Origin of the sequence: Tistrella arctica (genome assembly GCF_039630945.1) — a bacterium.
Taxonomy (GTDB): Bacteria; Pseudomonadota; Alphaproteobacteria; order Tistrellales; family Tistrellaceae; genus Tistrella; species Tistrella bauzanensis.
This window is the reverse complement of the sequence record NZ_JBBKTV010000008.1, coordinates 143,762-168,025: the sequence shown is the minus strand read 5'-3', so window position 1 is coordinate 168,025 and position 24,264 is coordinate 143,762. Positions and strand designations below refer to the sequence as shown.

The window sequence follows — 24,264 nt, the reverse complement described above, 5'->3', positions numbered from 1 at the left end:
GATGGTTCAGCGTTCCCGACATCTGACCGCCGCCATGCTGGTTCTGGGCGTGGCGGCGGTCGTGCCTTTGGCAGCCGCCGCCGCCCAGACGGCGGCGCCATCCCAGACCCGGGAGCCGGTGCGACAGGAAGACGCGCGCCAGTTCGGCGACCGGTTGGACGGCCAGATCGCCGGCGTCTGCCCGGTGCCGGGCGATGGCCCGCCGATCGGCGGACCGGGCGATCGCGCGCCCTTGCCGCACACCCGCCAGCGTCTGGCCGAGGGCGGACCGCTGGTGATCCTGGCGATCGGGTCATCCTCCACCCAGGGCTATGGCGCGCCGCGGCCCGAGGCGAGCTATCCGTTCCGGTTGGAGCGCGATCTGGCGCGTCGCTATCCCGACAGCCGCATTCAGGTGATCAATGCCGGCGTCGGTGGCGAGATCGCGGCCGATCAGTTGGCGCGGCTGGACAAGCTTCTGGCCGGGAACCGGCCCGATCTGGTGATCTGGCAGGCCGGCACGAATGATGCGCTGCGTGCCGTCGATCGTGTGAGGTTCGCAGGCGAGGTGCGCGACGGGCTGGCGCGCATCCGCGCCCATGGCGCCGATGCGCTGCTGATGGATCTTCAGGTTTATCCCGGCGCCCGCGACCCTGAGACCTATGCGGCCTATGTGGCGTTGATGCGACGGCTGGCCACGGAAACGGCGACGCCGCTCTATTCCCGCTTCGATCTGATGACCGCATGGGAGAATGATCGTGCCCATCCGTCGCCCGACCTGTTGTTCACCGACCGGTTCCACCTGAACACCATCGGCTATGCCTGTATCGCCCGGGCGTTGGGATCGGCGATCGCCCACGCGGTTGATCGGGCACCGGCCGATCGGGCACCGGCTGATCGGACACCGGCTGATCGGACACCGGCAGATCAGGCCTCGGCTGCAGTGTCAGCGCCGACGTCGCCGGCCGGATCCGACCAGAGGATGGCGAGAGATGCCGCCAGATGATCGATGGCCGGGCTGAGCCGGCTGGACAGGGATGATCGCAGAACCCACACCGCGAGCGACAGGTTCAGGCCCGCGACATTCAACTGACGCAGGTCGTTCGCGGCGGCGCTCTGCGCCACCCGCCGCCCCGGCACCAGCCCCAGCCCCACGCCCCGCGCGATCAGCGATAGCTGGATATCGGGCCCCAGAACCTCGGCCGCGACGTTCAACCGGCCGCCCATCCGCTCCAGATGGCGCTGGATGACCATGTGATAGCCGCAGCCTTCCGGGTTCAGCACCCAGCTTGCCTTCATCAGCGCCTCGACCGGCAGCGGATGGGCGGCGTCGCCCGCCAGGCCATTCAGGATCAGCCCGGCTGGTGTCGCATGGGCGGCGGCGACGATCCACACCGGCTCGGTCCCGACCCGCACCGCCTGGAGATCCTGTGGCGGCTGGTCGTCCTGGTCGATCAGCACCACAGCGGCATCCAGGGCACCATCGCGAACCTGATCGATCAACTCGCCCGTCCAGCCGCTGCCGATCTGCAGCGCGACCATCGGAAAGGCGGTCCGCAGGTCGTCGATCGGCCGGGTGACGGCCAGATCGACCACCCCATGCGCGAAGCCCAGGCGCAGCCGGCCGGCGGTGCCGCCATCGCCGGCCCCCAGTGCTTTCAGGTCGTCGACGGCGTCCAGAATCCGGCGGCATTGTTCGATGGCATCGCGCCCGGCGGCGGTCAGCACCGGCGGCTTGCTGCGGCGGTCGAGCAGGATCAGGCCGAGTTCGGCTTCCAGCCGCTGGACCTGACGGGTGACTGCGGGCTGCGTCAGGTTGAGGCGCCGCGCCGCGCCATTGATCGATCCGGCCTCGGCCACCGCCAGGAATGTCGCGATTTCGCTGAGCTTGATACCGAGCACTGATGGTCCTCTGGAACGAGGGGGGCGCCCGTCCTGACACAAGCCGCCCCACCTATTACGACAGACAGATTGGGTATTATCATCGCTTGGCGCGAAATGTTCCAAGGCAAATGCGCCAAGGCGAATGCGCCAAGGCAAATGCGACTCTGGCAGGCGCGGTGGCCCGGAGCGGGCCGAATCCCAAATTCGTCACGAGCTTCTGCCGGGCCCCGCCTTGCGGTATTGTCGCGGGCGTGGCTAAGGTGGATGGGTCAAGGATGCTGCGACAGAGATGCCTGCCGCCATCCGCACCGGCCGATATCATATCCGCCCCCCGACCGGAGATCCCCCGAACGTGCCGATCCGCAAACCCGCCCTGGCCCCGATCGTGTCTGCCCTGCTTTGCGCGACGGTGCTCGCCGGCTGCGGAACCATCGACGGGGTCGGCAAAAGCCTTGGGCTGGTGGACGACGAGGTGCGGCAGACGGATGAAGGCGAACCGCTGTTCCAGGACGTGGGCGGCGTTGCCTACACCACCGACATCGTCGTCGAGGGGCTGGAACCCGAGGACGCCGCCGAGGAGCAGAAGCGGGCCGAGGCCCGCGCCGAGAAGCGCGCAGCCGAAGAGGCCGGCCGTACCCCGCCGGCTTCCGCCACCGGCAGCGAGCCGGGCGCGGACCCGCTGGCCGACGCGCCGCTGGATGAACTGCTGGGCGCGTTGTCGGAGCTGCGGCGGCTGGAAGAGCGCCCGCCGACCAGCCTGGCGGCTTTGCGCCGGCGCGGGCAGGGCGATGTCGAGCTGTTCCAGCGCGCGCTGCGGTCGCGAGGCTATTTCAGCGCCGATGTCCGGCTGCGCATCGATCGCGACGCCGAGCCGCCGGTTGCCCGGATCACGGTCAATCCCGGGCCGCGCTATCGGCTGGCGGACTGGAATATCGACTGGGCAGGCGGCCAACCACCGCAGGTTCCCGCCGACAAGATCGATCCGGAAGCGCTTGGCGTGCCGCTGGGGGCCGCCGCCGAGGCGGGCGAGGTGGTGAGCGGGGAACGGCGCCTGCTGACCGTGCTGGCAGCCAATGGCTATCCTTTTGCCCGCCAGACGAACCGGCGGGCGGTGGTCGATCATGACACCCGCGAGATGGCGGTGACGCTGTCGATCGATTCCGGCCCCTTCACCCGCTTCGGCCCGACCAGTGTCGAGGGCTTGGACGACGTGCTGCCATCGGTGGTCGAGGGCAAGCAGCCCTGGTCGGAAGGCGATACCTATGATGCCGGTGCGGTCGAGACCTATCGTGCCGATCTTCTGGCGACGGGGCTGTTTTCATCGGCGGTGATCAAGAGCCCCGAGCAGCCGACCGGCGACGGATCGCTGCCGATCAACCTGACCGTCGCCGAGGGGCCGCCGCGCAGCATCGGTGCCGGCGCGCGCTATTCAACCGACATCGGACCGGAGCTGCGCACCTTCTGGGAGCATCGCAACCTCACCGGCCGGGCCGATCGCCTGCGGGCCGAACTCGACGTCTCGCCGGTGCTTCAGGAAATCGAGGTCACCTATCGCCGGCCGCATCCGCGCTTCGACCGGTTCAATTTCGGCAGCATCCGCCTGTTGAATGAAGACACCGACGCCTTCCAGCAGACCGGTATCGAGACCCGGTTCGGTCAGGAACGGTCGCTGGGCGACGACTGGCGCGGCTCGGTGGCGCTGGCGCCGGAATACAAGATCATCGACGACGAGAAGGGGGAACGGACCAGCTATCTGCTGGGTCTGCCGGTCACCCTGTCACGCGACAAATCCGACAGCCTGCTGGATCCACGGCGCGGCTATCGGCTGTCGGCCGAAGTGACGCCCTATACCGGGGCGATCGAGGATACCGCGATCACCTTCCTGCGCACCGAGCTCAGCGGCTCGGTCTATGTGCCGCTTGACGATCTGGCACGTTGGGTGCTGGCCGGGCGGGCGCGGATCGGATCGATCGCCGGTGCGTCGCGTGGCACGCTGCCGGCCGACAAGCGGTTCTATTCCGGCGGCGGCGGGTCGGTGCGCGGCTATGGCTATCGGATGCTGGGGCCGCTGGATGGCGACGACGATCCGCTTGGCGGCCGCTCGGTCGCCGAGGCCGGTATCGAACTCAGGGTGCCGGTCACCGATGACATCGCGGTGGTCCCGTTCCTCGACGCCGGCCAGATTTCCGAAGAACCATGGCCCGATCTGTCGACCGATGTCCGGACCGGCGCCGGTCTTGGCCTGCGCTATTACACGCCGCTCGGTCCGTTCCGCTTCGATGTTGCCGTGCCGCTCGATCGCCGCGATGCCGACGACCCCTATCAGTTCTATATCAGTCTCGGACAGGCGTTCTGAGGCGGAGCGAGTTCATTGACCGATCATACCCCACCACCTCCTGCCAGCCCCGAGGCCGGCAAGCCGCACCCCGCATCCGGCCCCGACGGCCCCGCACCACAGAACCAGCCACCGGGCGACCGGAAGCCCGCGGCCGGCCGTGGCCGGCGGCGCCGGGGGCGTGTGCGCCGCGTCATCGGCATCGGCCTGCTCGGGCTTGGCGTGGTGCTGGTCGGCGGGGTCGCCGGCGGGCTGATCTGGGCCGACAGCGACAGTGGCCGCGAGACCATCGCTGTGCTTGCCCGTGACGGTATCGAGGCGGCGGGGCTGGGGCCGGTCGACCTGCCCGCCATCGAGGGCAGCCTGTTCGGGCGCCTGCATCTGCCAAGGCTGCGGATCGGCGATCCCGGCGATCCGTGGCTTGAGGCCGAGGACGTCACCCTGAACTGGCGGCCATCGGCGCTGCTCCAGGGGCGGGTGGAGATCCGCACGCTGAATGCCGGGCGCATCGCGGTGGCGCCGCCGCCCGATGACGGCACGCCACCGCCGCCGTCGGAACCCTTCGATCCGCGCAATCTGCGCCTGCCCGATGGCGGCATGCTGCCGCCGGTGTCGATCGACCTGCGCCAGTTGTCGATCGACCTTCTGGAACTGGACCCGAGGCTGACCGGGCTTTCGGCACCGGCGCTGCTGGGCGTCGACGGTGCCGCGCGCATCGGGCGCGGCGATCCGTCCTGGGCGCGGCTGGACGTCCATCGGCTGGACGAGCCGGGCGGGCGGGTTTCGGCGGCGGTTGAAATCGCCTTCGATACCGGCACGCTCGACATCGAGGCGGTTGCCGAGGAAGCGGCCGGCGGGCTGGTCGCCAGCATGGCGGGGCTGCCGGGCCAGCCGCCGGTGACGGCGCGGCTGGAAGGCCGGGGGCCGCTGGACGGCTGGACCGGACGGCTGACCGCGACGGCGGGAGAGCTGATCGACCTCGACACCACCATCGATCTGGCGTTGCGGCCCGATCCGTCGATCGCGATCGACGGCCGGCTGGACTGGTCGGGGATGGGCCGCGCGATGGCCGGGCTCGATCTGGCGCCGGATGCGGCGACCGAACCGCCCGCCGAAAGTGTTGCCGGCGCCGCGGTCGACGTGGTGGCGGATGCCGCCGCCGATGCGGTCGCGGAGGCCGCGGATCAGGTCGCGGCCGACGAGGCCGCACGCACGCCAGAGACGGCGGACGACAACATGGGTGGTGCGGAGCCGCCGCCGCCATTGGTGCTGGTTTCGGCTGATCCATGGCATTTCGCCCTGGCGGCCCGTCAGAATGCCGACGGGGTTGTCGCGGTCGACCGGCTGACGCTGTCGACCACCGGCGTGATGCTGGACGGCACCGCCGGCATCGCAACCGATACCGGCGCGGTTCAGGCCCAACTGACCGGTAGTGCCGCGCCGGGAGCACCGCTGCTGACCCTGGCGCGTCCGGCATCGATGAGCGCGCTGACACTGACGCTGGAGGCCGAAGGCACATGGCCGCAGATCGATGCCCGGCTTGCCGCCACGGCCGCGGCGCCGCGTCTGGCGGGGATCGGCGATGGCGGCCCCTTCGCGTCGGCCATGCGGTTGAACGCCAGCGTCTCGGGCCGCGCGCCTGATGATACGGCGCCGGCCGATCTGGATCTGGCGGTGGATCTGGACCTGGATGCGCCGCGCCCCGTGGCTCTGGGCCTGCCGCCGGAAGCCGCCGACGGCGTGCTGTCGTTAAGCGCGCGCGGCGATTTCGACGGTGCCGACAATCTGCTGACCATCGATGCGGCGATGTTGGATGTGGGCACGGCCAATCTCAGCGCCACCGGCTCCTATGATCTGACCCAAGGCACGGTCGACGGCCAACTGGGCCTGTCGGCCGAGACGCTGAGCCGGCTGGCCAGCCTGTCGGGCCTGCCCGAGCTTGCCGGCACATTGGGGGTGGAGGCCAAGGTCTCGGGCAACCCGACGACAGGCATGACCGCCGATATCAGCGCGACGGGCCGTTCGATGCGCCTCGGCATCCCGGCCGCGGATGCCACGCTGGGTGGCCGGGTTGATCTTGCGACCCGGGTGGTTGTGGGCGCTGACGGCGGCGTCGCGGCCGAAAATCTGTCGCTCGCCACCAATACGCTCAAGCTGGGCGGGCGGGCGGCGTTGGGGGCGCAGGGTGCGCTGGACGGCACCAGCCTGTCACTGGCTGTTGCCCGTCTGGCGCCGATCGCCGAGGCCACCGGTGCGCCGGTGGCCGGCCGGTTTGACGCCGACATCGATCTGTCGGGGTCGATGAACGACCCGGCAGCACGGATTGCCGCCACGCTCACCGACGGCCAGCTCGGCAGCATCGCGGTGCCGCGACTGGTGGTCGATCTGGACGGTCGCAATCTGCTGACCGCGCCCACCGGCCAGTTGGCGGTAACCGGCGACACCGCCGAGGGTCCGCTTGCCCTGCGCGCCAATGCCACGGCCGCCGATGGCGGCAAGCGGATCGATGTCAGCGACCTGTCGCTCGACTTCGCGGGCACCACGGTGCGCGGCGAGGCGGCGGTGACGCTGGCAACGGCCCTGGCGCGCGGCCGACTGGATGTGACGGCGCCAAGTCTGGCGCCGATCGGCCGGCTGGCCGGCCTCGATCTTGGTGGCAGCCTGGACCTCGATCTGCGCTTCGATGCGGATAATCGCGGCCGCCAGCGGGTCAGGGCGGACGGCACCGCCGATGACATCGCCCTCGGCCAGGGGGCCGGCACGGTCGCGGCCGTGGACCAACTGACCCTGACTGCCGATATGGTGCTGGCAGATGGCGCCCCGGCCGGCCGTGCCCGTATCGCCGCCACGCAGGTGACGGCGGGGCCGGTGACGCTTCAGACCGTCACCCTGACCGCCACCCCGCAGAGCAGGGCGGGGGGGCGTATGGCCACGGCATTCGATGTCGAGACCGCCGGCAATTTCCGCGGCCGGCTGCGCCTGGCGGCCGGCGGCAATATCGCCACCGACCCACAGGGTGCAATGGTCGTGACCCTGGATGACCTGGATGGTCAGGTGCTGGGCACCAGCCTGGGGCTTGGCGCACCGGCAACCGTTCAACTGGCCGAGGCGGCCCGGCTCGATCTGCCCGATCTCAGGATCGGCAAAGACGGGCGGGTTACCCTGCAGGCGGTGATGGCCGCCGACCGGATGACCGCCGAAGGCCGCCTGGACGACCTGCCGCTCGACCCGCTGCGCCGGTTCCAGGCGCCGATCGGCCAGGGTGGCAAGCTGTCGGGCAGCATCGACGTCGCCATGGGGCCGCGCGGCCGCGAAGGCCGGATTGCGCTCACCATTGCCGATCTTCCGGTCGATGCCGAGGTGGAGGGCATGCAGACGCCGGTCATTTCGGGCGATGCCGGTCTGACACTCGGCAACCGCAGCGCCGATCTGACCCTGAAGATCAACGGTCTGGGCGACCAGCCGTTGTCGGTCGAAGCCGATCTGCCGCTGGCGCCGTTCAGCAGCAGCGCGCCGACCGCGATTGCGCTCGATGACGACGGTCCGGTTTCGGGCCGTCTGCAATGGGCTGGCGATCTGGGCAAGCTTGCCCTGGCCGTGGGTGTGGACGGCCACCGGCTGGCCGGGCGGATCGATGCCGATATGTCGGTCGACGGTACGATGTCGGCGCCGGATGTGTCGGGCGGCATTCAACTGCGTGACGCCGCTTACGAAAACCTCGACATGGGCACCTTGATCACCGACATCCGCGGCGATATCGGCGTGGCGGGCCGGTGCTGCCTGTCGATCAGGATCGATGGCCGCGATGGCGGCAGCGGCACGGTGGGTGTGGACGGGACGTTGAATCTGACCGATCTGGCCGACCCGCAGATGGACATCAAGGTGAATGTCAATCAGGCCCGGCTGGTGCGGCGCGATGAGGCCGACGCCACGCTCGACGGGGCGCTGACCATGACCGGCGGTCTGGACGATGGCCGGCTGGACGGTACGCTGACCGTGCGTCAGGCCGAAATCCGGCTGCCGGAAAGCATGCCGCCATCTGTGCGCACGATCGAGGTGGTCGAGACGCGCGGCGGGCGCATCGTCGCCGATCCCGGCACCACAGCCGAACAGGAAGCCCGCGCCGGCGGGCTCAATCTTGCGGTCGAGGTGCGGGCGCCCGGGCGGATCTTCGTGCGTGGCCGTGGCCTCGATACCGAATGGGAAGGCACGCTGAACATCACCGGCACCAGCAATACGCCGATCATCAGGGGCACCTTGTCGGTGGTGCGCGGCGAGGCCGATGTCATCGGCCGCACGCTGACCTTCTCGAAGGGCGTCATCACCTTCGACGGCCTGGCCGATCCCGACCCGCGGCTGGATATCGAGGCGACGCTGGCCGGCTCGGACGTGACCGCCATCGTTCAGGTCACCGGGCGCGCATCGGAACCGGAACTGACCCTGACCTCGAACCCGGTGCTGCCGCAGGACGAGGTGCTGGCCCGCGCCTTCTTCGGCAAGCCCGGTGCCAAGCTGTCGGCGCTGGACGCGATCCGTGTCGGACAGGGATTGGCGACCCTGACCGGCGGCGGCGGTGGCGGCTTCGATCCGACCGGCTTCGCCCGCGACCTGTTCGGGCTGGATGTTCTGGATATCGGCGCCGCCGACAGTGGCGATGCCCCGTCGGTCAGGGCCGGCAAATATCTGAGCGACGACCTGTTCGTGGGCGTCGAGCAGGGCGCCGGGTCGAGCAAGGCGACGGTGGAACTGGAGGTGATGCCGAATATCAGCGTCGATACGGAAGTCGGCGGCGAGGGAGGCGCCTCGGCCGGTATCACCTGGAGTTATGACTACTGATGGCCAGTCGCGAAATGATGGTCAGTCGCGGCGGGCCGAGGCATCGACATGGCGCGCGAAGTGGCGGAAGCCCGGCACAGTCAGATTGCGCTGCTTCGCCCGGTCGCAATAGCGTCTGAGGCGGATGGCGGCGTCGGCATGGGGCCGGGCGCGGAAACGCGCGGCCTCGTCGATGGTCATCGCCCCGCCGCAGAGCACCAGAGCCATGCGGGCGGCCGGGGTGAGAGTCGCAGGGTATCCGGCTTCTGTGGTCGACAGGAAGCGTTTTGCCTGGACATGCAGGCGCACCGCGCCCGCAACTTCGGGCAGAAAATAGCTGGCAAGGAAATCACCACCGACGCGGGCATGATCCTCGTCGTCGGCGAAGCGGACGGCGTCTTCGGCAGCCCCCCTGATCAACTGCCCGACATCATGCAGCAATGCCGCGGTGATCAGGCTCGACGGCGCCCCATCGAGTTCGGCGATCGTCGCCGACTGAAGCGCATGGTCATAGACCGTCACCGGCTCCCCCAGATACAGATCATTGGCGCGCCGGCCATAGAGGCTGGTGACGAGATCGGACAGATCGGAGGACGGGGCGAACAGGACGGACATCGGCGGCAGCCATGAACGGGGGGGAGCGCCACTGCCATCATGCATCATTCCCGGGTGTGCCGCTGGCCGACACGGAGCAGAGAGATGCATCGGGCCCGGACCGTCCGGTGGCGCCTGAACCTCATTCTTATCCGTCCAACCCCCGGAAAAGAAATGAAGTCTTGGTGACAGGCGGCCGGTATGGACAAAGCTGATGGCCGCTTTGGCCGCTTTGGCCGCTTTGGCCGCTTTGGCCGCAGGATCAGCCGGCCAGTGCCAGCGCCGCCGCCCGGCCGCTGTCGACTGCGGCTTCGGCACGGCCACCGATGCACCAGTCGCCCGCGATGGCGAGCCCGGCCGCGCGATCGGCAAGACAGGGGATGCCGAGCGGCAGTTCCACCAGCGCGTGACGCCAGCGATGCGCCTGGGCGTGCAATGGCATGATCGTGGTGCCGGTCAGCCGCCCGATCTCGCCGGTCAGCAGACCGGCGACCACGCCGGCATCCCGTTCCAGATGCACCCGGCTCCAATGCGGGCTGGCGTGCACGACATAGGCCGGACTGTCGTGGTCATGGCCGGGCAGGGCGCGCTGGTCGCTGATCCAGGCGATCGCCGCATCATCGGGCCGCCAACGTGGCGCCGGCAGCGGCAGGGGCTGTGCCGTGGTCAGCATCAACGCCCAGCACGGCGCGACCAGGGTGCCGGCAATCCGCCGGCGCCAGCCTTCCGGCAGCACGGTGTCGATCAGCAGGTCGAGCGTCTGTTCCGGCGGTGTCGTGACGATCAGCCGCCGGCCGCGACCGATCACCGCGTCCTGGTCGTCGGTCAGAGTCCAGATGCCGGCATCGCGGCCGATGCGTGCCACCCGCACGGCGGGCCAGATCTCCAGCCCGTGGGCCAGGGCTTTGACAAGGGCGGTCATCGCCCCCACCCCCACCCAGCGGGGATACCCTCCTACCCAGCGGGGGTCCTGCGTGTCGTCGGCATCCAGCCGGCGAACGGCACCATCCGCTTCAGCCGCGACCATCCGCGCGATCAGGGCGGGGGAGCGTGCGGTCATGAACTGGGCGCCATGGTCGAAGCTGATCGTGCGACCATCGTCCAGAACCACGCGCCGGCTGGCCATCCGTCCGCCGATGCCGCGGCCCTTGTCGATGACGATGGCGTGCAGCCCCTGCGCGGCGGCGCTCTGTGCGGCAGCGATGCCGGCCAGCCCGGCGCCGATGATCAGCAGATCCGCGACGGCGTCATCGGCGCGGACGGCAACCGTCCGGTGATCTGCGGCAGGTGCCGGCGGCGGTGCGGGGGCGGGGGGGACTGGCGGCACGTCAATACTCCCTGATCGACACCACCGGGTGATCCGATGGCGGTCGCGCAAGGGTATATGGGATGATGATCCCGGCTTGCCAGCCGGGATGCCCCAGGCCACCAGGAGGCGGACCATGCCGTACACGCGCCGGAGGCCCGATCTGCCGATCACATCATGCGCGGCGGAGCCCGCATCGGAGGATGGCGTGCTGGCCTTCGACGTCTTTCGTGGAGCGGCGCCGATGGGGCGGCATGTCCTGCGCTTCACAAGCGGCTCCGACGGCGTGTTGATGGTGGATGTAGCGATCGATCTGGCGGTGTCGCTGGGGCCGATCACCGTGTTTCGCTATACCCATCGCAACCTGGAACGCTGGCGTGACGGCCGGCTGATCGCGATCGCGACCACCACCGACGACGACGGCACCCGCTTCACGGTCGACGGCCGGGCGGATGGCGACAGGTTCATCGTCGATGGCGGTGCCGGCCGGGTCGAGGCGCCGGCCGGAATTCTGCCCACCAGTTATTGGCATCCTGAAACCACGCAGCGCCGCCTGTGGCTCGACACCCAGCGCGGCCGGCTGATCACGCCGCAGATCGTGCCACTGGGGTCTGTCGAGCGGCCGGCGCCCGATGACGGCACCATCGATGCCCGTGGCTTCGCGGTCAGCGGCGATCTGACGATGACGCTCTGGTACCGGCGCCTTGAGCCGCGCTGGCTGGGCGTGGCCTTCGACGGCCGGGGTCGCGCGGTGACCTATCGCCTTGCCCGCGACACCGCGCCCTCGGCCGCATGGCTGGCGGCGGCCGGCATATGACGCGGCGTCGGGTCAGAGCCAGCCGCGCCGCTTGAACAACCAATAGGGCATGATTGCCGACCCCACCATCAGCATCAGCGCCAGCGGGTAGCCGATCGTCCATGACAGCTCGGGCATCACCTCGAAGTTCATGCCGTAGATGCTGGCGATCAGGGTTGGCGGCAGGAACACCACCGCCACGACCGAGAAGATCTTGATGATGCCGTTCTGCTCGATCTGGATCAGGCCCAGAGTGGCATCCAGCATGAAGGACAGCTTGTTGGCCAGATAGCTCGCATGGTCCGACAGCGAGACCACGTCGCGGGTGATGGTCTTGATCGCGGCAAGCCCGGTCTTGCTGGCACGACCGCGCAGATTGCGGCCGGCAAACCCCGCCAGCCGGCCGATCGATACCAGGCTTTCCCGAATTTTCGAGGTCAGATCCCCCATCCGGCCGATCGAGGCGATCATCGCCTCGTAATCCGGCGCGGGCCCGCGCGGTTTGCGCGACCGCGCGCCGCCCGGGGTGATGCCACGGGTGCGGTTGCCGGCGGCGAACACCGTCTGCGACACCTGATCGATTTCGGCGCCCACCACCTCCAGCACATCGGCCAGGCGGTCGACGATGGCTTCAAGCAAGCCGAACAACGCGCCCTCGGCGCTGGTCACCGCGCTGGGATGGCGGTCGATATGGGCTGCGAACGACCGGAAGGGCAGCGGATCGGTATGGCGCAGGGTCACCAGCCGGCCATGGGTCAGCACGAAGGTGACCGCGTTGGCGACCGGGCTGCCGGTCTCCACCGCGCTCAGCACCGTCGCGGTCATGTACAGCGCGCCGTCTTCCTCGTACAGCCGGCTCGACGCCTCGATCTCGCGCATTTCCTCGCGGGTCGGCATCTCGACGCCCAGCGCCAGATCGACACGTCTGATCTCGTCGATCGAGGGGTCGACCATGTCGACCCAGACCACGCGCTCATCGATCGGGCCGCCCTCGGGCGCGCGGCGCAGCGCCCCGGGCTCGGTGCTGTACAGATGGATCATGCGTCGTCTCCCGCCGTCTCCGGACGTGACCGGCAGCGTTTGCGGCCGGTCATCGGGGTTTAGGGGGCAGCGGCCGGGGTTGCAAATGAAAACTCGGCGTCGCCGTCAGTCGACCGTCGCGTCATTGGCCGGCGGTGGATCTTTCTGGAAGAAGATCGTTGCCGTGCCCAGTTCGATGCCGAATTTGGTCACCGTCGCCCGGTTCAGCAGCACGCCGTCTTCCGACAGGAACATCCAGTCGTCGAACCGCACCTCGACCTCGCGACCGCCGATCGCCAGATTCATGCGATAGGTCCAGTTCAAGACATTGCCATAGGCGGCGCCGCGCGCCTCTCCCAGAACGTCGCCGGCCCGGCCGACATAGCCGTTCGGACCGTCGGGGCGGATCGTCCAGACGCGGCGGTCGGTTTCGCCGTCGGTATAGCGGAAGCGCTCGTCCAGGATCAGGTCGGTGCCGCTCCAGGCGCCGTCGATATCGACAACGAACTGGCGGCGCAGAGTGCCGAAGCGATCCTCGAACATGCCCCAGGCACGGGTATGACCGGCGAAATATGTTTCCAGCCGGAAGTGCGGCGTGCCGTCGGCGAAGTCCTTGACGTTCATCTGACTGCATCCAGCGAGGGCGAAGAGGGCCGCGACCGCGACGACGGTGCCTCTGGCGTGGCGGAGGAGGCTGCGCATGATTTCGTTCCTGCGGAGGGTGTGGCGGTGGCGGTGGCGTGCCCGGCATGGCCGCCGGCCAGGGCGATGCGGCCGGCGATGCCGGTCTGGGTGGCGCGGTCCAGCGGGAAGCGCCGCACCAGAATGACGGCCAGGATCTTGAACGGCACCGGCAGCGCGCCATAGATCAGCGCCAGCGCCCAAAGACCTGGAACGGTCGCGCCGGCGGCGGCAGGTGCCGTGCTGATTGCGGGATTGAAGCCCGCGGCCTCAAGCAGCGGGAAGGCCAGCCCGACGCCCAGGGCAAGCGATGCCTTGGTGGCGAAACCCCACAGGGCGAAGAACAGCCCGGCCCGTTCCCGGCCACTGTCCAGCCGGTCCAGATCGATGACATCGGCCTGCATGGCATTGGGCAGGGCCAGATCGGCGCCGAGCGTCAGCCCGGTGACGATGCAGATCGCCAGGAACACCGGCAGATCGCCGGTTCCCAGCAGGGCCGCCGGCAGAAAGCCGGTCGCGGCCAGCAGCATCGCCAGACTCCAGGCCCGGTGCTTGCCGATCCGGGTGCTCAGCCACAGCCAGCCGGGCGCGCCCAGAATGCCGGCGGCGAAATAAACGAACAGCAATGGCCCGGCCAGATCCAGACCCGGTCGGCGGCGATGCCGACCACCGGATCGGTGATCATGTCCCAGGCGCGTGCCGCCAGCAGCACCATACCCACGGTGCCAAGGCCCAGCCCCAGCGTATCGGCATAATAGGTCGGCAGATAGATGTGGAGCGGCAGGGTCAGCGCCGCGAGCGGCAGCCCCGGCAACCCGAAGGCGGCCCGTATCGGCAGGCTGAGCCGTGGCTGGGCCGCCTTATGCGCATGCCGGCCGATTGTGCTGACGCCGTCGCTCAACCCCCGTCTCCCTCAACGCATCCATGGCGTCTGCCCGCAGCCCCAGGCCCCGGTGATCATGCCCGGATCGGCCGGGTGTTCTGAGGGTGGATACGCAAGGCTGGCCCGATCGGATCGGTGCCGGCCGTTCATGGGATGCGATCGGACGTCAGTCGCCGTGCGTGTCGGCCCCGACCATCAGGCGGGCGGCATCTTCCAGCCGGTCGGCCTCTGATGCCGGCTTGTCCCAGCGGATGCGGGCGATGCGCGGGAAGCGCAGGGCCAGCCCGGCCTTGTGCCGGGGGCTTGGCTGCACGCTGTCGAAGGCCACTTCCAGCACCAGACCGGCGGCGACCGCGCGCACCGGCCCGAAGCGATCGATGGTGTTGTCCCGCACCCACCGGTCCAGCGCGATCAGATCCTGATCGGTGACACCGGAACCGGCCTTGCCGACCGGCACCAGCACCGGCCCGTGCCAAACGCCGAAGGTATAGTCGCTATGGATCGACGATTGCAGGCTATGGCCGGGCTGGGCATGGCCGGGCTGGGCATGGTCGCGCTGGCCATGGCCGCGCTGAACATACATCAGCACGACATCCAGGGTCAGTGGCGCGCGCTTCCATTTGAACCACGGCCCTGTCGGCCGGCCGGCTGAATAGGGCGCATCGCGACGTTTCAGCATCACGCCTTCGATGGTGGCGGATGGTGGATCGCGGCGCAGTGCCGCCAGGGCCGGCCAGTCGTCGAAGGCGATCAGGGGCGACAGGTCGAACCGTGCCGCCGGATGTTCTGCGACCAGTGCCGCCAGCCGTGCGCGCCGGGCCGCGAAGCCCAGCGGCCGCAGATCCTCGCCCGCCACCGACAGCAGGTCATAGAGCCGCAGATGCGCCGGCAGCCGCTTCAGCAGCGTCGCACCGACCGTGCGCCGGTTGATCCGCGTCTGAAGGTCGCCGAAGGGGCGGGGCAGGCCATCCGCGGCCATGACGAGCAACTCGCCATCGACCACGGCATCGCCGAATGGCCATGCGGCGACCAGATCGGGAAAGCCGGCGCTGATATCGTCGCCTGAACGGGCATAGAGCCGGATGGCGCCACCCTCGGCCACCATCTGGGCGCGGATGCCGTCCCATTTCCATTCGGCCAGGAAATCCGCCGGATCCAGCCGCGCCAGATCACCCTCGTCAAGCGAGGTCGCCAGCATGACCGGTCGGAAATGCGGCAGGCCGGCCGGGTCGGGCCGGGGCGCGGTGCCGGCGGCCCAGGCGAACAGGGCCGCATAGGGTGGGGCTACGGCATGCCAGATCTCGTCGACTTCGGCCGGGTCCAGCCCGGCCCAGTCGGCGAAAGCGGCTTTGGCAAGCCCGGTCGAGACGCCGGTGCGCAGGCCGCCGGTCGCCAGCTTTAGCAGCACCCGGCGCCCGCCGGTGTCCAGGCCGTCCATCCAGCCGGCGATGTCGTCCATGGCGCGGGCGGCGCTGCCGGCCGCCATCAGCGTGTCGACGACCTGGGTCAGTGTCACACCGGGATCGTTGCGCAATCCCTCGACGTCGGGCATGGCGCGCAGCGGCTCCGGCCACATCAGGGCCGCGGTCTCGGCCAGGTCGCCGACATAGTCATAAGACAGCGCGAACAGCACCGGATCGGTGCGGGCACCGATCAATGCGCGGATCGCAGTTGGCCGCGCGGGCTTCAGTGTCAGCCTGCCTGCCAGCGCCGCCAGTGTCCAGCCACGATCGGGATCCGCCGTGCGGTCGAGATAGTCGCCGATCAGGCGGATCCTGGCGCCGCGCGACCGGGTGAAGGCCAGCCGATCGAGCAGTTCGGCAAAGTGGCGCATCCGGGGTCAGGCTCCGGCCGGCCCGGCGATCGGGGCATCGCCGCCGGGCGCGTCGCCATCCTCGTCGCCATAACCGACCAGACGCAGCGGCCGCGCGAAAATGCCCATGGTCCGCGCGGCATGGGCCAGCGCATCCTCGCGGCCATGGGTGATCCAGACTTCCTCGGGCCTGAGTTCGCCCAGCGTCATCAGCAATTCGTCCCAGTCGGCATGGTCGGAAATCACCAGCGGCAGTTCGACGTCGCGCTGACGGGCCCGCGCCCGCACGCCCATCCAGCCCGAGGCCATCGCCACCAGCGGGTCGGGCAGGTGCCGCGCCCAGCGCTCGGTTATGGCGCCCGGCGGCGCCAGAACCAGCGCGCCTTTCAGATCGCCGGCTGTGGCCCCTGACGCCGGCAGCAGCGTGCCCAGCGCCACGCCATGAGCCTCATACAAGGCCGAGATGTCGGCCAGCGCATCATGGATGTGGATCGGCCGGTCATAGCCGGCGTCGCGGATCATCCGGATCACCCGCTGGCATTTGCCCAGCGCATAGACCCCGACCAGATGCGCCCGCTCGGGAAACACGCTCAAACCGTGCAGCAGGCGGGCAATCTCGCGGGTTGCAGGCGGATGACGGAACACCGGCAGGGCGAAGGTCGCCTCGGTCACGAACAGATCGGCCGGCACCGGCTCGAAGGCCGCACAGGTCGGATCGGCACGACGCTTGTAATCGCCGGAGATCACCGCACGGCGGCCGCGATACTCGATCGCGACCTGCGCCGATCCCAGCACATGGCCGGCCGGCGCCAGAAACACGGTCACATCCCCCACCCGCAACCGCTGACCATAGGGCAGGGGTTGTCCGTGCACCGCCTCGGCGCCGAAGCGGCCGCGCATGATCGCCAGGGTCTCGGGCGTGGCCAGCACCGCGCCATGGCCGGGGCGGGCATGATCGGTATGGCCATGGGTGATGATCGCCCGCGGCTTTGCCCTGACCGGATCGATCCAGACATCCCCCGGCGGGCAGTACAGCCCGTGCGGCAGCGGCACCAGCCAGTCGATGCCGGCCCCGGCCGATGATGACGACAGGCCGGATGCGGGCAGGCCGGGCGCGGGCAGGCCGGGCGCGGGCATGGCGGGTGATGGCGCGGGACGGGCCATGGGCGGGCGGCTTTCGGCGATGACGGCACAGGCGACGGGGCGGGTGTCTCACGACATCCGGGCCGCCTGGAGAATCTGGGATCATCTGATCGCCGATCCAGCCCGGGGGCTCGCCTTCCGTCGCGGTCACGCCATACTATCCGGCCATGACCATCCGCGAACCCCGTCTGCCGGTGCCCCTGCAACCGGATGCCGACCTGCCGGCGCCGGCGCTTCTGCCCGATCGGGTGGCGGCGTGGTTCGCCGCGCGTGGCTGGCTGCCGCATCCGCATCAACTGCGCATGCTGGCCGCGGCCGAAGCCGGGCTGCCGGTGCTGCTGATCGCGCCGACCGGCGCCGGCAAGACACTCGCGGGCTTTCTGCCGGCGCTGGTGCGGTCGGCCGCCGGCGAGGGCGGCGGCCGGCTCGATACGCTGTATATCTCGCCGTTGAAGGCGCTGGCCGCCGACATCGCCCGAAATCTGGAGCAGCCGATCGCCGGGATGGGGCTGGCGCTGAACGTGGGTATCCGCACCGGCGACACCGATCAGCGCACCCGCGAACGACAGCGCAAGGCGCCACCGGAACTGCTGCTGACCACGCCTGAATCGCTGGCATTGATGCTGTCCTATGCCGACGCACCCCGGATCTTCGGGCGGCTGGCGACGGTGATCGTCGACGAGATCCATGCGATTTCGGGCACCAAGCGCGGCGATCTTCTGGCCCTGGGTCTGGCGCGGCTGAAAGCGCTGTCGCCTGGGCTTCGCGTCGTGGGTCTGTCGGCGACCGTGGCGGATGAAGAGGCGGTGCGCCGCTGGGTGGACGGGCGGGCGGTGGTGGTGCGCGGCCAGGAGGCCGCCCGCGCCGAGGTGACGATGCTCATCCCCGAAGATGAGCGCGTGCCCTGGGCGGGGCATCTGGCCCGCCATGCGATGGCCGGTGTGTATGAGGCGATCCGCGGCCACGGCACGACGCTGGTGTTCGTGAACACCCGCGCGCAGGCGGAGCTTGTGTTCCAGGAATTGTGGCGGCTGAACGATGACGGGCTGGCTATCGCCCTGCATCATGGCAGCCTGGCGGCGGAGCAGCGCCGCAAGGTGGAGGCGGCGATGGCCGCCGGCCGGCTGCGCGCCGTGGTCGCGACCTCGTCGCTGGATCTGGGCATCGACTGGGCGGCGGTGGATCTGGTGATGCAGATCGGCGCGCCCAAGGGCGTGTCGCGGCTGGTGCAGCGCATCGGCCGGGCCAATCACCGGCTGGATCTGGCGTCGAAGGCGATCCTGGTGCCGGCCAACCGGTTCGAGGTGCTGGAATGTCGTGCGGCCCTTGAAGCGGTGGCCGATGGCGAGCTGGATGGAGAGCCGCCGCGCAGCGGCGCGCTCGATGTTCTGGCCCAGCATATTCTGGGCCGCGCCTGCACGGCGCCGTTCGATGCCGTAGAGCTGTATGACGAGGTGCGCGGTGCTGCGCCCTATGCGGATCTTGCCCGCGCCGATTTCGATGCCGTGCTCGATTTCGTCGCGACCGGCGGCTATGCCCTCAGGGCCTATGAGCGGTTCCGCCGGATCGAACAGGACGAGGCCGGGCTGTGGCGGGTGTCGGGTCCGGTCGCGGCGCGGCAGTACCGGATGAATGTCGGCACGATCGTGGAACTGCCGATGCTGAATGTCCGGCTGACCAGGGCGGGCGGCAAGGGCTATGGCGGCCGGGTTCTGGGCCGGATCGAGGAATGGTTCGTCCAGGGGCTGGCGCCGGGCGACAGCTTCGTCTTCGCCGGCGAACTGCTGGTCTATGAGGCGCTGCGCGAGACCGATGTGATCGTCAGTCGCGGCCGCGGCGGCGACCCGAAGGTGCCGTCTTATGGCGGCGGCCGGTTCCCGATCTCGGCGTCCCTGGCCCGGCGGGTGCGGGCGATGCTCGCCGATCCGGCACACCGCCCCCTGCTGCCGGTGGCGGTTGCCGACTGGCTGGCGATGCAGGATCTGCGCTCGGTGATGCCCGGCCCCGACGGCCTGCTGGTCGAGACCTTTCCCCGTGGCGAGCGTTGGTTTCTGGTCGCCTATGGTTTTGCCGGCCGCAACGCGCACCAGACCCTGGGCATGCTGCTGACACGGCGGATGGAGCGCTTCGGCCAGCGGCCGATGGGCTTCGTTGCCAATGACTATGCGATCGCGGTCTGGAGCCTGGATGAAGCGGCGCGCATCGACGAGCTGTTCGGCCAGGACATGATGGGCGAGGATCTGGAGGCGTGGATGGCCGAAAGCAGCATGCTGCGCCGAACGTTTCGCAATGTCGCGGTGATCGCGGGTCTGATCGAGCAACGCTATCCGGGCCAGGAAAAAACCGGACGACAGGTGACATTCAGCGCCGATCTGATCTATGACGTGCTGCGCCGCCACCAGCCCGACCACGTGCTGCTGAAGGCGACCTGGGCCGACGCCGCCGGTGGCTTGACCGATCTGGCGCGGCTGAACGGCATGCTGTCCGACATTCAGGGGCGCATCCAGCATCGGTCCCTGCCAAGGGTATCGCCGCTGGCCGTGCCGCTGTTGCTGGAGGTGGGCCGCGAAAGCGTGCCCGGCCGCGCCGATGACGACCTGCTGGGCGAAGCGGCCGCCCTGATCCACGAGGCGACGGACCCGACAGCGTGACCGGTATGATGCCCCCCATCGCCCCCCATGCCAGCGCCACTGTCCGTCTGGGCGGTCATGATTTCCTGGCGGACCGTTCTGGCGCGCTGATCTGGCCGGCGGCGGCGGCGCTGCTGGTCGCCGATCTGCATCTGGAAAAGGGATCGGCCTTTGCCGGGCGGGGCGTGCTGCTGCCGCCCTATGACAGCCGTCAGACGCTGATCAACCTGGAAGTGGCCGTGGCACGCCATCGGCCGCGGCGGATCATCTGCCTGGGCGACAGTTTCCACGATCGCGGCGGACCGCAGCGTCTGCCGGCCGATGACCGGCGGCGGTTGCAGGCATTGATCGCCGCCCATGACTGGCTGTGGATCACCGGCAACCATGACGAGAATGCCGCAGGGGTGCTTGGCGGTGAGGTCGCCCGATCGGTGATCGAACAGGGCGTGGCTCTGCGCCACGAGGCATCGGGCGCCGCGGAGCCGGGCGAACGGCTGGAGATCAGCGGCCATTTCCATCCCAAGGCCATCATCCGGGTGCGCGGGCGGCGCCTGTCGCGGCGATGCTTCGCCGCGGGGACGGCCGATGCGGTACCGGGCGGAGACGGCCTGGGACCGGTGGGGCTTGCGCGTGACGGCAAGGAGCGCGCGCGCCTGATCCTGCCGGCCTTCGGTGCCTATACCGGCGGGCTGAACGTGCTGGATCCGGCGATCCGGCCGTTATTCCGGGGCGGGTTCGAGGCCTGGATGCTGGGCACCGACGGCGTGCACCGCCTGCCATCGACACGCCTGGACCCGGATGTGCAGCGTCAGACGAACCGTCATTGAGCGCAATCCGCGCCGAGGGGCAGGTCAAGGCGTTGGGAGCGCTGTTTTTTTCCAAGATCATTCAATAAACGGGTGAGGTTCTCGGCGCAGAGTCATGTGAGCATCAATTCAGGAGCCACGCATGACCGCCACCCAACAGTTTGAAGCAGTCTGGCCCGGTGGCCAACCCGCAGTCGAGGTGTTCTCTCCCGCCAGCCGACCAGCAGAATTGAACGGGCTGCGGATCGCCTTCGTCTGGGATTACCTGTTCCGGGGCGACGAGATCTTCGCAATTCTGGAGGAAACACTTGGGCAGGCCTATCCTGACGCGACATTTCTGAGCTATGGCCTGTTTGGCAATACACTGGGCGCCGATGATCACCGGGTTCTGAGCGAGCTTCCGGCGAAACTGGCAGAGCACAAGGTCGACGTGGTCATTTCCGGCGTCGGTTGCTGTGGCGCCTGCACCCCGGCCGTGATCCGCGCAAGCGCGATCGCCGAGAAGGCCGGCGTGCCGACGGCGTCTCTGGTCTGCGAGGGATTCGCCGGTCAGGCCCGCGCCGTCTCGCCGGGGCTGGGATGTGCCTGGCTTCCCGTCGTGGAGATGCCCGGCTACGTCGAAAGTCAGAGCGATGCCGAGCTGCGGGAGATGATCCTGTCTCACACCCGCGATGCGGTCGTGCGGTGCCTGACCGAGGCGCCGGTCGACACAAATACACAGGGTGCGTCGTCCTGCGCCGCACGCAGGATCGTGGCGATCGGGGACTTTGCCGGGATCAACCGGCGCTACCTCGACGAAGGCTGGTCCGACGGGTTGCCGATCGTGCCGCCGACCATCGCGGCCGTGGAAGCATTCCTGCGCCACACCCCGGATTCGCCGGATCGCCTGATCGGGGGCCTGCAGCCCTCTGGCGCAAGCGTCACGGCATGGAACGTGGCCGTCAACGGTGTCATGGCCGGCTGCGAGCCGACCTATATGCCGGTCCTGATCGCGATCGCAGAGATCATGGTCAACCCGGCCTACGGGATAGAACACAGCGGCGATACCACCGGCGGCGACCCGCTGATCGTGCTGAACGGCCCGGTGATCACGCAACTTGGTTTCAACACCGGCAATGGCGCGATGCGAGACGGCGCGCGGGCGAACTCCACCGTCGGCCGGTTCCTGCGGCTGTTCATGCGCAATGTCGCCGGCTTGCGTCCGGGCGGCGCGGATAAGAGCACCTTCGGGCGGAGTGCGCGCATCGTCCTTGCCGAACAGGAAGGCGAACTGGAGACGCTCGGCTGGACGACCTATGGCGATCGCCTCGGCTATCCGAAGGGGACCAACCTGGTGACCATCGCGCGTTACACCGGCGACGTCACCGTGGGGTCGATCTATGGCCGGGATCCGGAAGACATTGCCCGATATCTCGCCGACGGCCTCGTCCGGCAAAGCGGCTGGGAACTGGTTTTCACCGCCGGCCTCGCGCCCGGCACCTGTCGCCCGCTGGTGGCGATCAGCCCGATGGTGGCAAAGACCCTCGCCAAGGCTGGCAGCGACCCGCAAGACCTGCGGGAGCGGCTGTTCCGGCTCGCCAGGATCCCGGCGTCGAGGTTCGAGTCCTATATCGGCAAATTCTCCAACATGGTGCCGGGCCGCCGCACTCTGCTCCAGTTGCACGAAGCGGGACTGGCTGCCGACATCTTCGCCTTGTCCGACGATCCGCATCGTCTGGTGCCGGTGGTGACCCGGCCCGAGGACATCCTGATCGCCGTCTCCGGCGACCCTTTCCGTTCCAACGGCATGGTTTTCGGGAGCAATGGCGTCCACGGCTTCCTGACCAGTCAGGAGATCAGGATGGCCTGACCGGCGCGAGACATCCAACGAAGATCTGTGAAGAACAAGAAGATCGCTCCGCAGCCTGCCAATCACGGGGGAAAAGTCATGGGATCGAAATTTCTGCAAATCTGCGTCGCAGCAGTCCTGATCGGACTGCCGTCCATGTCGATCGCCAAAGACCTGGACCACACCGAGTTGAATGTCGTCGCCGGCGTGTCGACGATGAACCAGTATTTACTAGGTGAAAAGCCGTTCTACGAGACGGTGATCGTCGAGGACTCGGAAGGTGCCGTCTCCGCCAACGTCACCTCGCTTGACTCGCTGAATATCGGTGGCACGGATGTCATGCGGCTGATCGAGTCAGGCGCCACCGACATCGGAACCAGCGCCTTTGCCTATTTCGGCAACGAGGTTCCGGCGGCATCCGGCGTAGACCTGCCCGGTCTCTTCTCCACCCTGGACGAGTTGCGGGCGGGGGTCGACGCCTATCGCCCCGTCCTCGACAAGACGCTGGCCGAACAATACAACGCCAAGCTTCTCGGTGTCTGGGGGATCTCCAACATCATGGTGTTCTGCCGCGGCGAGGTGACCTCACTGGCGGATCTGAAGGGAAAGAACATCCGCTCCTACGGCACGATGCTGAGCGCGCTCTATGAAGGGCTCGGCGCCAATCCCATCACGCTGGCTTATGCGGAAGTCGTGCCCGCGCTGGAGCGCGGCACGCTCGACTGCGCGACGACCGGCGCCCTGTCCGGCAATGTCTCGAAATGGGGTGAGGTGTCCGACACGCTCTACCAACTGCCGATCGGCCCGTCCAACTGGTTCACGGCGATGAACCTCGACAGGTGGAGCGCCCTGTCGCCCGAACTCCAGACCTTTCTGGCAGCCGAATTCACCAAGCTGGAAGATCGGCAGTGGGAACTTGCCAGGCGCGAGAACATCGAGGCGCTGTCCTGCGCCGCCGGCAAACAACCCTGCACCCTGGGCGTGCTGGACGACATGACTGTCGTCGCCTTCGACGAGGCCGACATGCCCGCCTTCCGCGCGGTGGTGAAGACCAAGGTTCTGCCGGTCTGGTTTGAATTGTGTGGTGCGGAATGCGAGGCGACCTGGCGCGGGATCGTCGGACCTCTGGTGCACGGAGACTGACATGAGCGGACCAATGGAACGGTTCGCGACCGTATCGTCGGCCTGGGCGGCACGGGCGGCCGGAAGCATCGTTTTTCTGACCGCCTTCCTCATATGCGGTGACGTCCTTGGCCGGTTTCTTGTCGACCGGCCGGTCAAGGGCACGTTCGATCTCACCGGATACATGCTGGCCATTTCGACGGCCTGGTCCTTCGCCTATGCACATGTCCAGCGGGCGAACATTCGGGTCGACATCGCCTATGCGCGGTTTCCACGGCGCGCCCGCGCGGTTCTTGACATCGCGGCCGCCGCGTCGGTCGTCGTGATGGCGTTCATGCTGACCTGTTATGCCTATGAAACCTTCGAGGGCACGTTCCGGCGCGGCAGTCGCGTGCCTTTCTCGGTCGGCCTGCACTTGTGGTATTTCCAGGCGGCATGGCTGGCGGGCCTGCTCTTCTTTTCAGCCGTGTCGCTGTTGGTTCTGTTGCTTGGTCTGCGGGCACTGTTTGGCGGGCGACTGGATGCGCTGCGTGTCCTGATCGGCATCAAGTCGATGGATGACGAAGTGACCGATGCGCTGAGGGCGGCATCGAATATCCGGCAAACCCGCACGTAAGGGCCGGAAAATC

The 24,264-nt window shown here is 68.6% G+C and carries 18 protein-coding genes; 9 read left to right on the top strand and 9 right to left on the bottom strand.

Annotated elements, in window-relative coordinates; all coding sequences use genetic code 11:
* The first annotated feature begins 1 nt into the window (after position 1).
* Positions 2 to 985: an SGNH/GDSL hydrolase family protein gene (locus WG924_RS19085; RefSeq protein ID WP_345934689.1), complete on the top strand. Its 984-nt coding sequence runs from the start codon at positions 2 to 4 to the stop codon at positions 983 to 985.
* Here the strand turns inward: WG924_RS19085 and WG924_RS19080 are convergent.
* Complete coding sequence (locus tag WG924_RS19080) at positions 907 to 1,881, bottom strand: LysR family transcriptional regulator (protein WP_345934688.1); 975 nt, start codon at positions 1,879 to 1,881, stop codon at positions 907 to 909. The two genes, WG924_RS19085 and WG924_RS19080, sit on opposite strands and share 79 nt — an antisense overlap.
* Before the next feature lie 334 nt (positions 1,882 to 2,215).
* Between WG924_RS19080 and WG924_RS19075 the strand changes: the two genes are divergently transcribed.
* Together WG924_RS19075 and WG924_RS19070 are read left to right on the top strand one after the other, a co-directional pair.
* On the top strand, positions 2,216 to 4,219 hold the full coding sequence (locus WG924_RS19075; protein ID WP_345934687.1) for an autotransporter assembly complex protein TamA: 2,004 nt from the start codon (positions 2,216 to 2,218) through the stop codon (positions 4,217 to 4,219).
* A gap of 15 nt (positions 4,220 to 4,234) precedes the next feature.
* Entirely contained in the window at positions 4,235 to 9,034 is a 4,800-nt protein-coding gene (locus WG924_RS19070) for a translocation/assembly module TamB domain-containing protein (RefSeq protein WP_345934686.1), read from the top strand.
* A 21-nt stretch (positions 9,035 to 9,055) separates the two neighbouring features.
* On the opposite strand, the gene WG924_RS19065 is transcribed toward WG924_RS19070, so the two are convergent.
* Both WG924_RS19065 and WG924_RS19060 read right to left on the bottom strand, forming a co-directional pair.
* Entirely contained in the window at positions 9,056 to 9,628 is a 573-nt protein-coding gene (locus tag WG924_RS19065) for an HD domain-containing protein (RefSeq protein WP_345934685.1), read from the bottom strand.
* A 241-nt stretch (positions 9,629 to 9,869) separates the two neighbouring features.
* On the bottom strand, positions 9,870 to 10,934 hold the full coding sequence (locus WG924_RS19060) for an NAD(P)/FAD-dependent oxidoreductase (RefSeq protein ID WP_345934684.1): 1,065 nt from the start codon (positions 10,932 to 10,934) through the stop codon (positions 9,870 to 9,872).
* A gap of 115 nt (positions 10,935 to 11,049) precedes the next feature.
* Between WG924_RS19060 and WG924_RS19055 the strand changes: the two genes are divergently transcribed.
* Positions 11,050 to 11,730: a DUF6134 family protein gene (locus tag WG924_RS19055; protein ID WP_345934683.1), complete on the top strand. Its 681-nt coding sequence runs from the start codon at positions 11,050 to 11,052 to the stop codon at positions 11,728 to 11,730.
* Positions 11,731 to 11,742: 12 nt separating this feature from the next.
* On the opposite strand, the gene WG924_RS19050 is transcribed toward WG924_RS19055, so the two are convergent.
* The 6 genes from WG924_RS19050 to WG924_RS19025 form a co-directional block, all read right to left on the bottom strand.
* Positions 11,743 to 12,750 carry a magnesium transporter CorA family protein gene (locus tag WG924_RS19050; protein ID WP_345934682.1) on the bottom strand — a complete coding sequence of 336 codons (1,008 nt, stop codon included), beginning with the start codon at positions 12,748 to 12,750 and terminating at the stop codon, positions 11,743 to 11,745.
* A gap of 105 nt (positions 12,751 to 12,855) precedes the next feature.
* Entirely contained in the window at positions 12,856 to 13,353 is a 498-nt protein-coding gene (locus WG924_RS19045; RefSeq protein WP_345934681.1) for a DUF3833 domain-containing protein, read from the bottom strand.
* Positions 13,350 to 14,036, bottom strand: coding sequence for an MFS transporter (locus WG924_RS19040; protein ID WP_345934680.1), 687 nt, complete (start codon positions 14,034 to 14,036; stop codon positions 13,350 to 13,352). The genes WG924_RS19045 and WG924_RS19040 overlap by 4 nt, the downstream gene beginning before the upstream one ends.
* Positions 13,979 to 14,311, bottom strand: a complete 333-nt coding sequence (locus tag WG924_RS19035; protein WP_345934679.1) for an MFS transporter — start codon at positions 14,309 to 14,311, stop codon at positions 13,979 to 13,981. Before WG924_RS19035 ends, WG924_RS19040 begins: the two co-directional genes overlap by 58 nt.
* Positions 14,312 to 14,459: 148 nt before the next feature.
* A complete protein-coding gene (locus WG924_RS19030; RefSeq protein ID WP_345934678.1) occupies positions 14,460 to 16,127 on the bottom strand; it encodes a cisplatin damage response ATP-dependent DNA ligase in 1,668 nt (555 codons plus the stop codon).
* Between the two features lie 6 nt (positions 16,128 to 16,133).
* Positions 16,134 to 17,270 (bottom strand): ligase-associated DNA damage response exonuclease, encoded by a 1,137-nt coding sequence (locus WG924_RS19025; protein WP_345934677.1) that lies wholly within the window; start codon positions 17,268 to 17,270, stop codon positions 16,134 to 16,136.
* A gap of 146 nt (positions 17,271 to 17,416) precedes the next feature.
* On the opposite strand from WG924_RS19025, the gene WG924_RS19020 reads away from it, so the two are divergent.
* The 5 genes from WG924_RS19020 (at position 17,417) to WG924_RS19000 (ending at position 24,251) form a co-directional block, all read left to right on the top strand.
* Positions 17,417 to 19,900, top strand: coding sequence for a ligase-associated DNA damage response DEXH box helicase (locus WG924_RS19020; protein ID WP_345934676.1), 2,484 nt, complete (start codon positions 17,417 to 17,419; stop codon positions 19,898 to 19,900).
* Between the two features lie 5 nt (positions 19,901 to 19,905).
* Complete coding sequence (pdeM, locus tag WG924_RS19015) at positions 19,906 to 20,706, top strand: ligase-associated DNA damage response endonuclease PdeM (RefSeq protein WP_345934877.1); 801 nt, start codon at positions 19,906 to 19,908, stop codon at positions 20,704 to 20,706.
* A gap of 121 nt (positions 20,707 to 20,827) precedes the next feature.
* A complete protein-coding gene (locus WG924_RS19010) occupies positions 20,828 to 22,534 on the top strand; it encodes a UGSC family (seleno)protein (protein ID WP_345934675.1) in 1,707 nt (568 codons plus the stop codon).
* Between the two features lie 27 nt (positions 22,535 to 22,561).
* Positions 22,562 to 23,656: a TRAP transporter substrate-binding protein gene (locus WG924_RS19005; protein WP_345934674.1), complete on the top strand. Its 1,095-nt coding sequence runs from the start codon at positions 22,562 to 22,564 to the stop codon at positions 23,654 to 23,656.
* Between the two features lies 1 nt (position 23,657).
* On the top strand, positions 23,658 to 24,251 hold the full coding sequence (locus WG924_RS19000) for a TRAP transporter small permease subunit (protein WP_345934673.1): 594 nt from the start codon (positions 23,658 to 23,660) through the stop codon (positions 24,249 to 24,251).
* Positions 24,252 to 24,264: the final 13 nt, after the last annotated feature.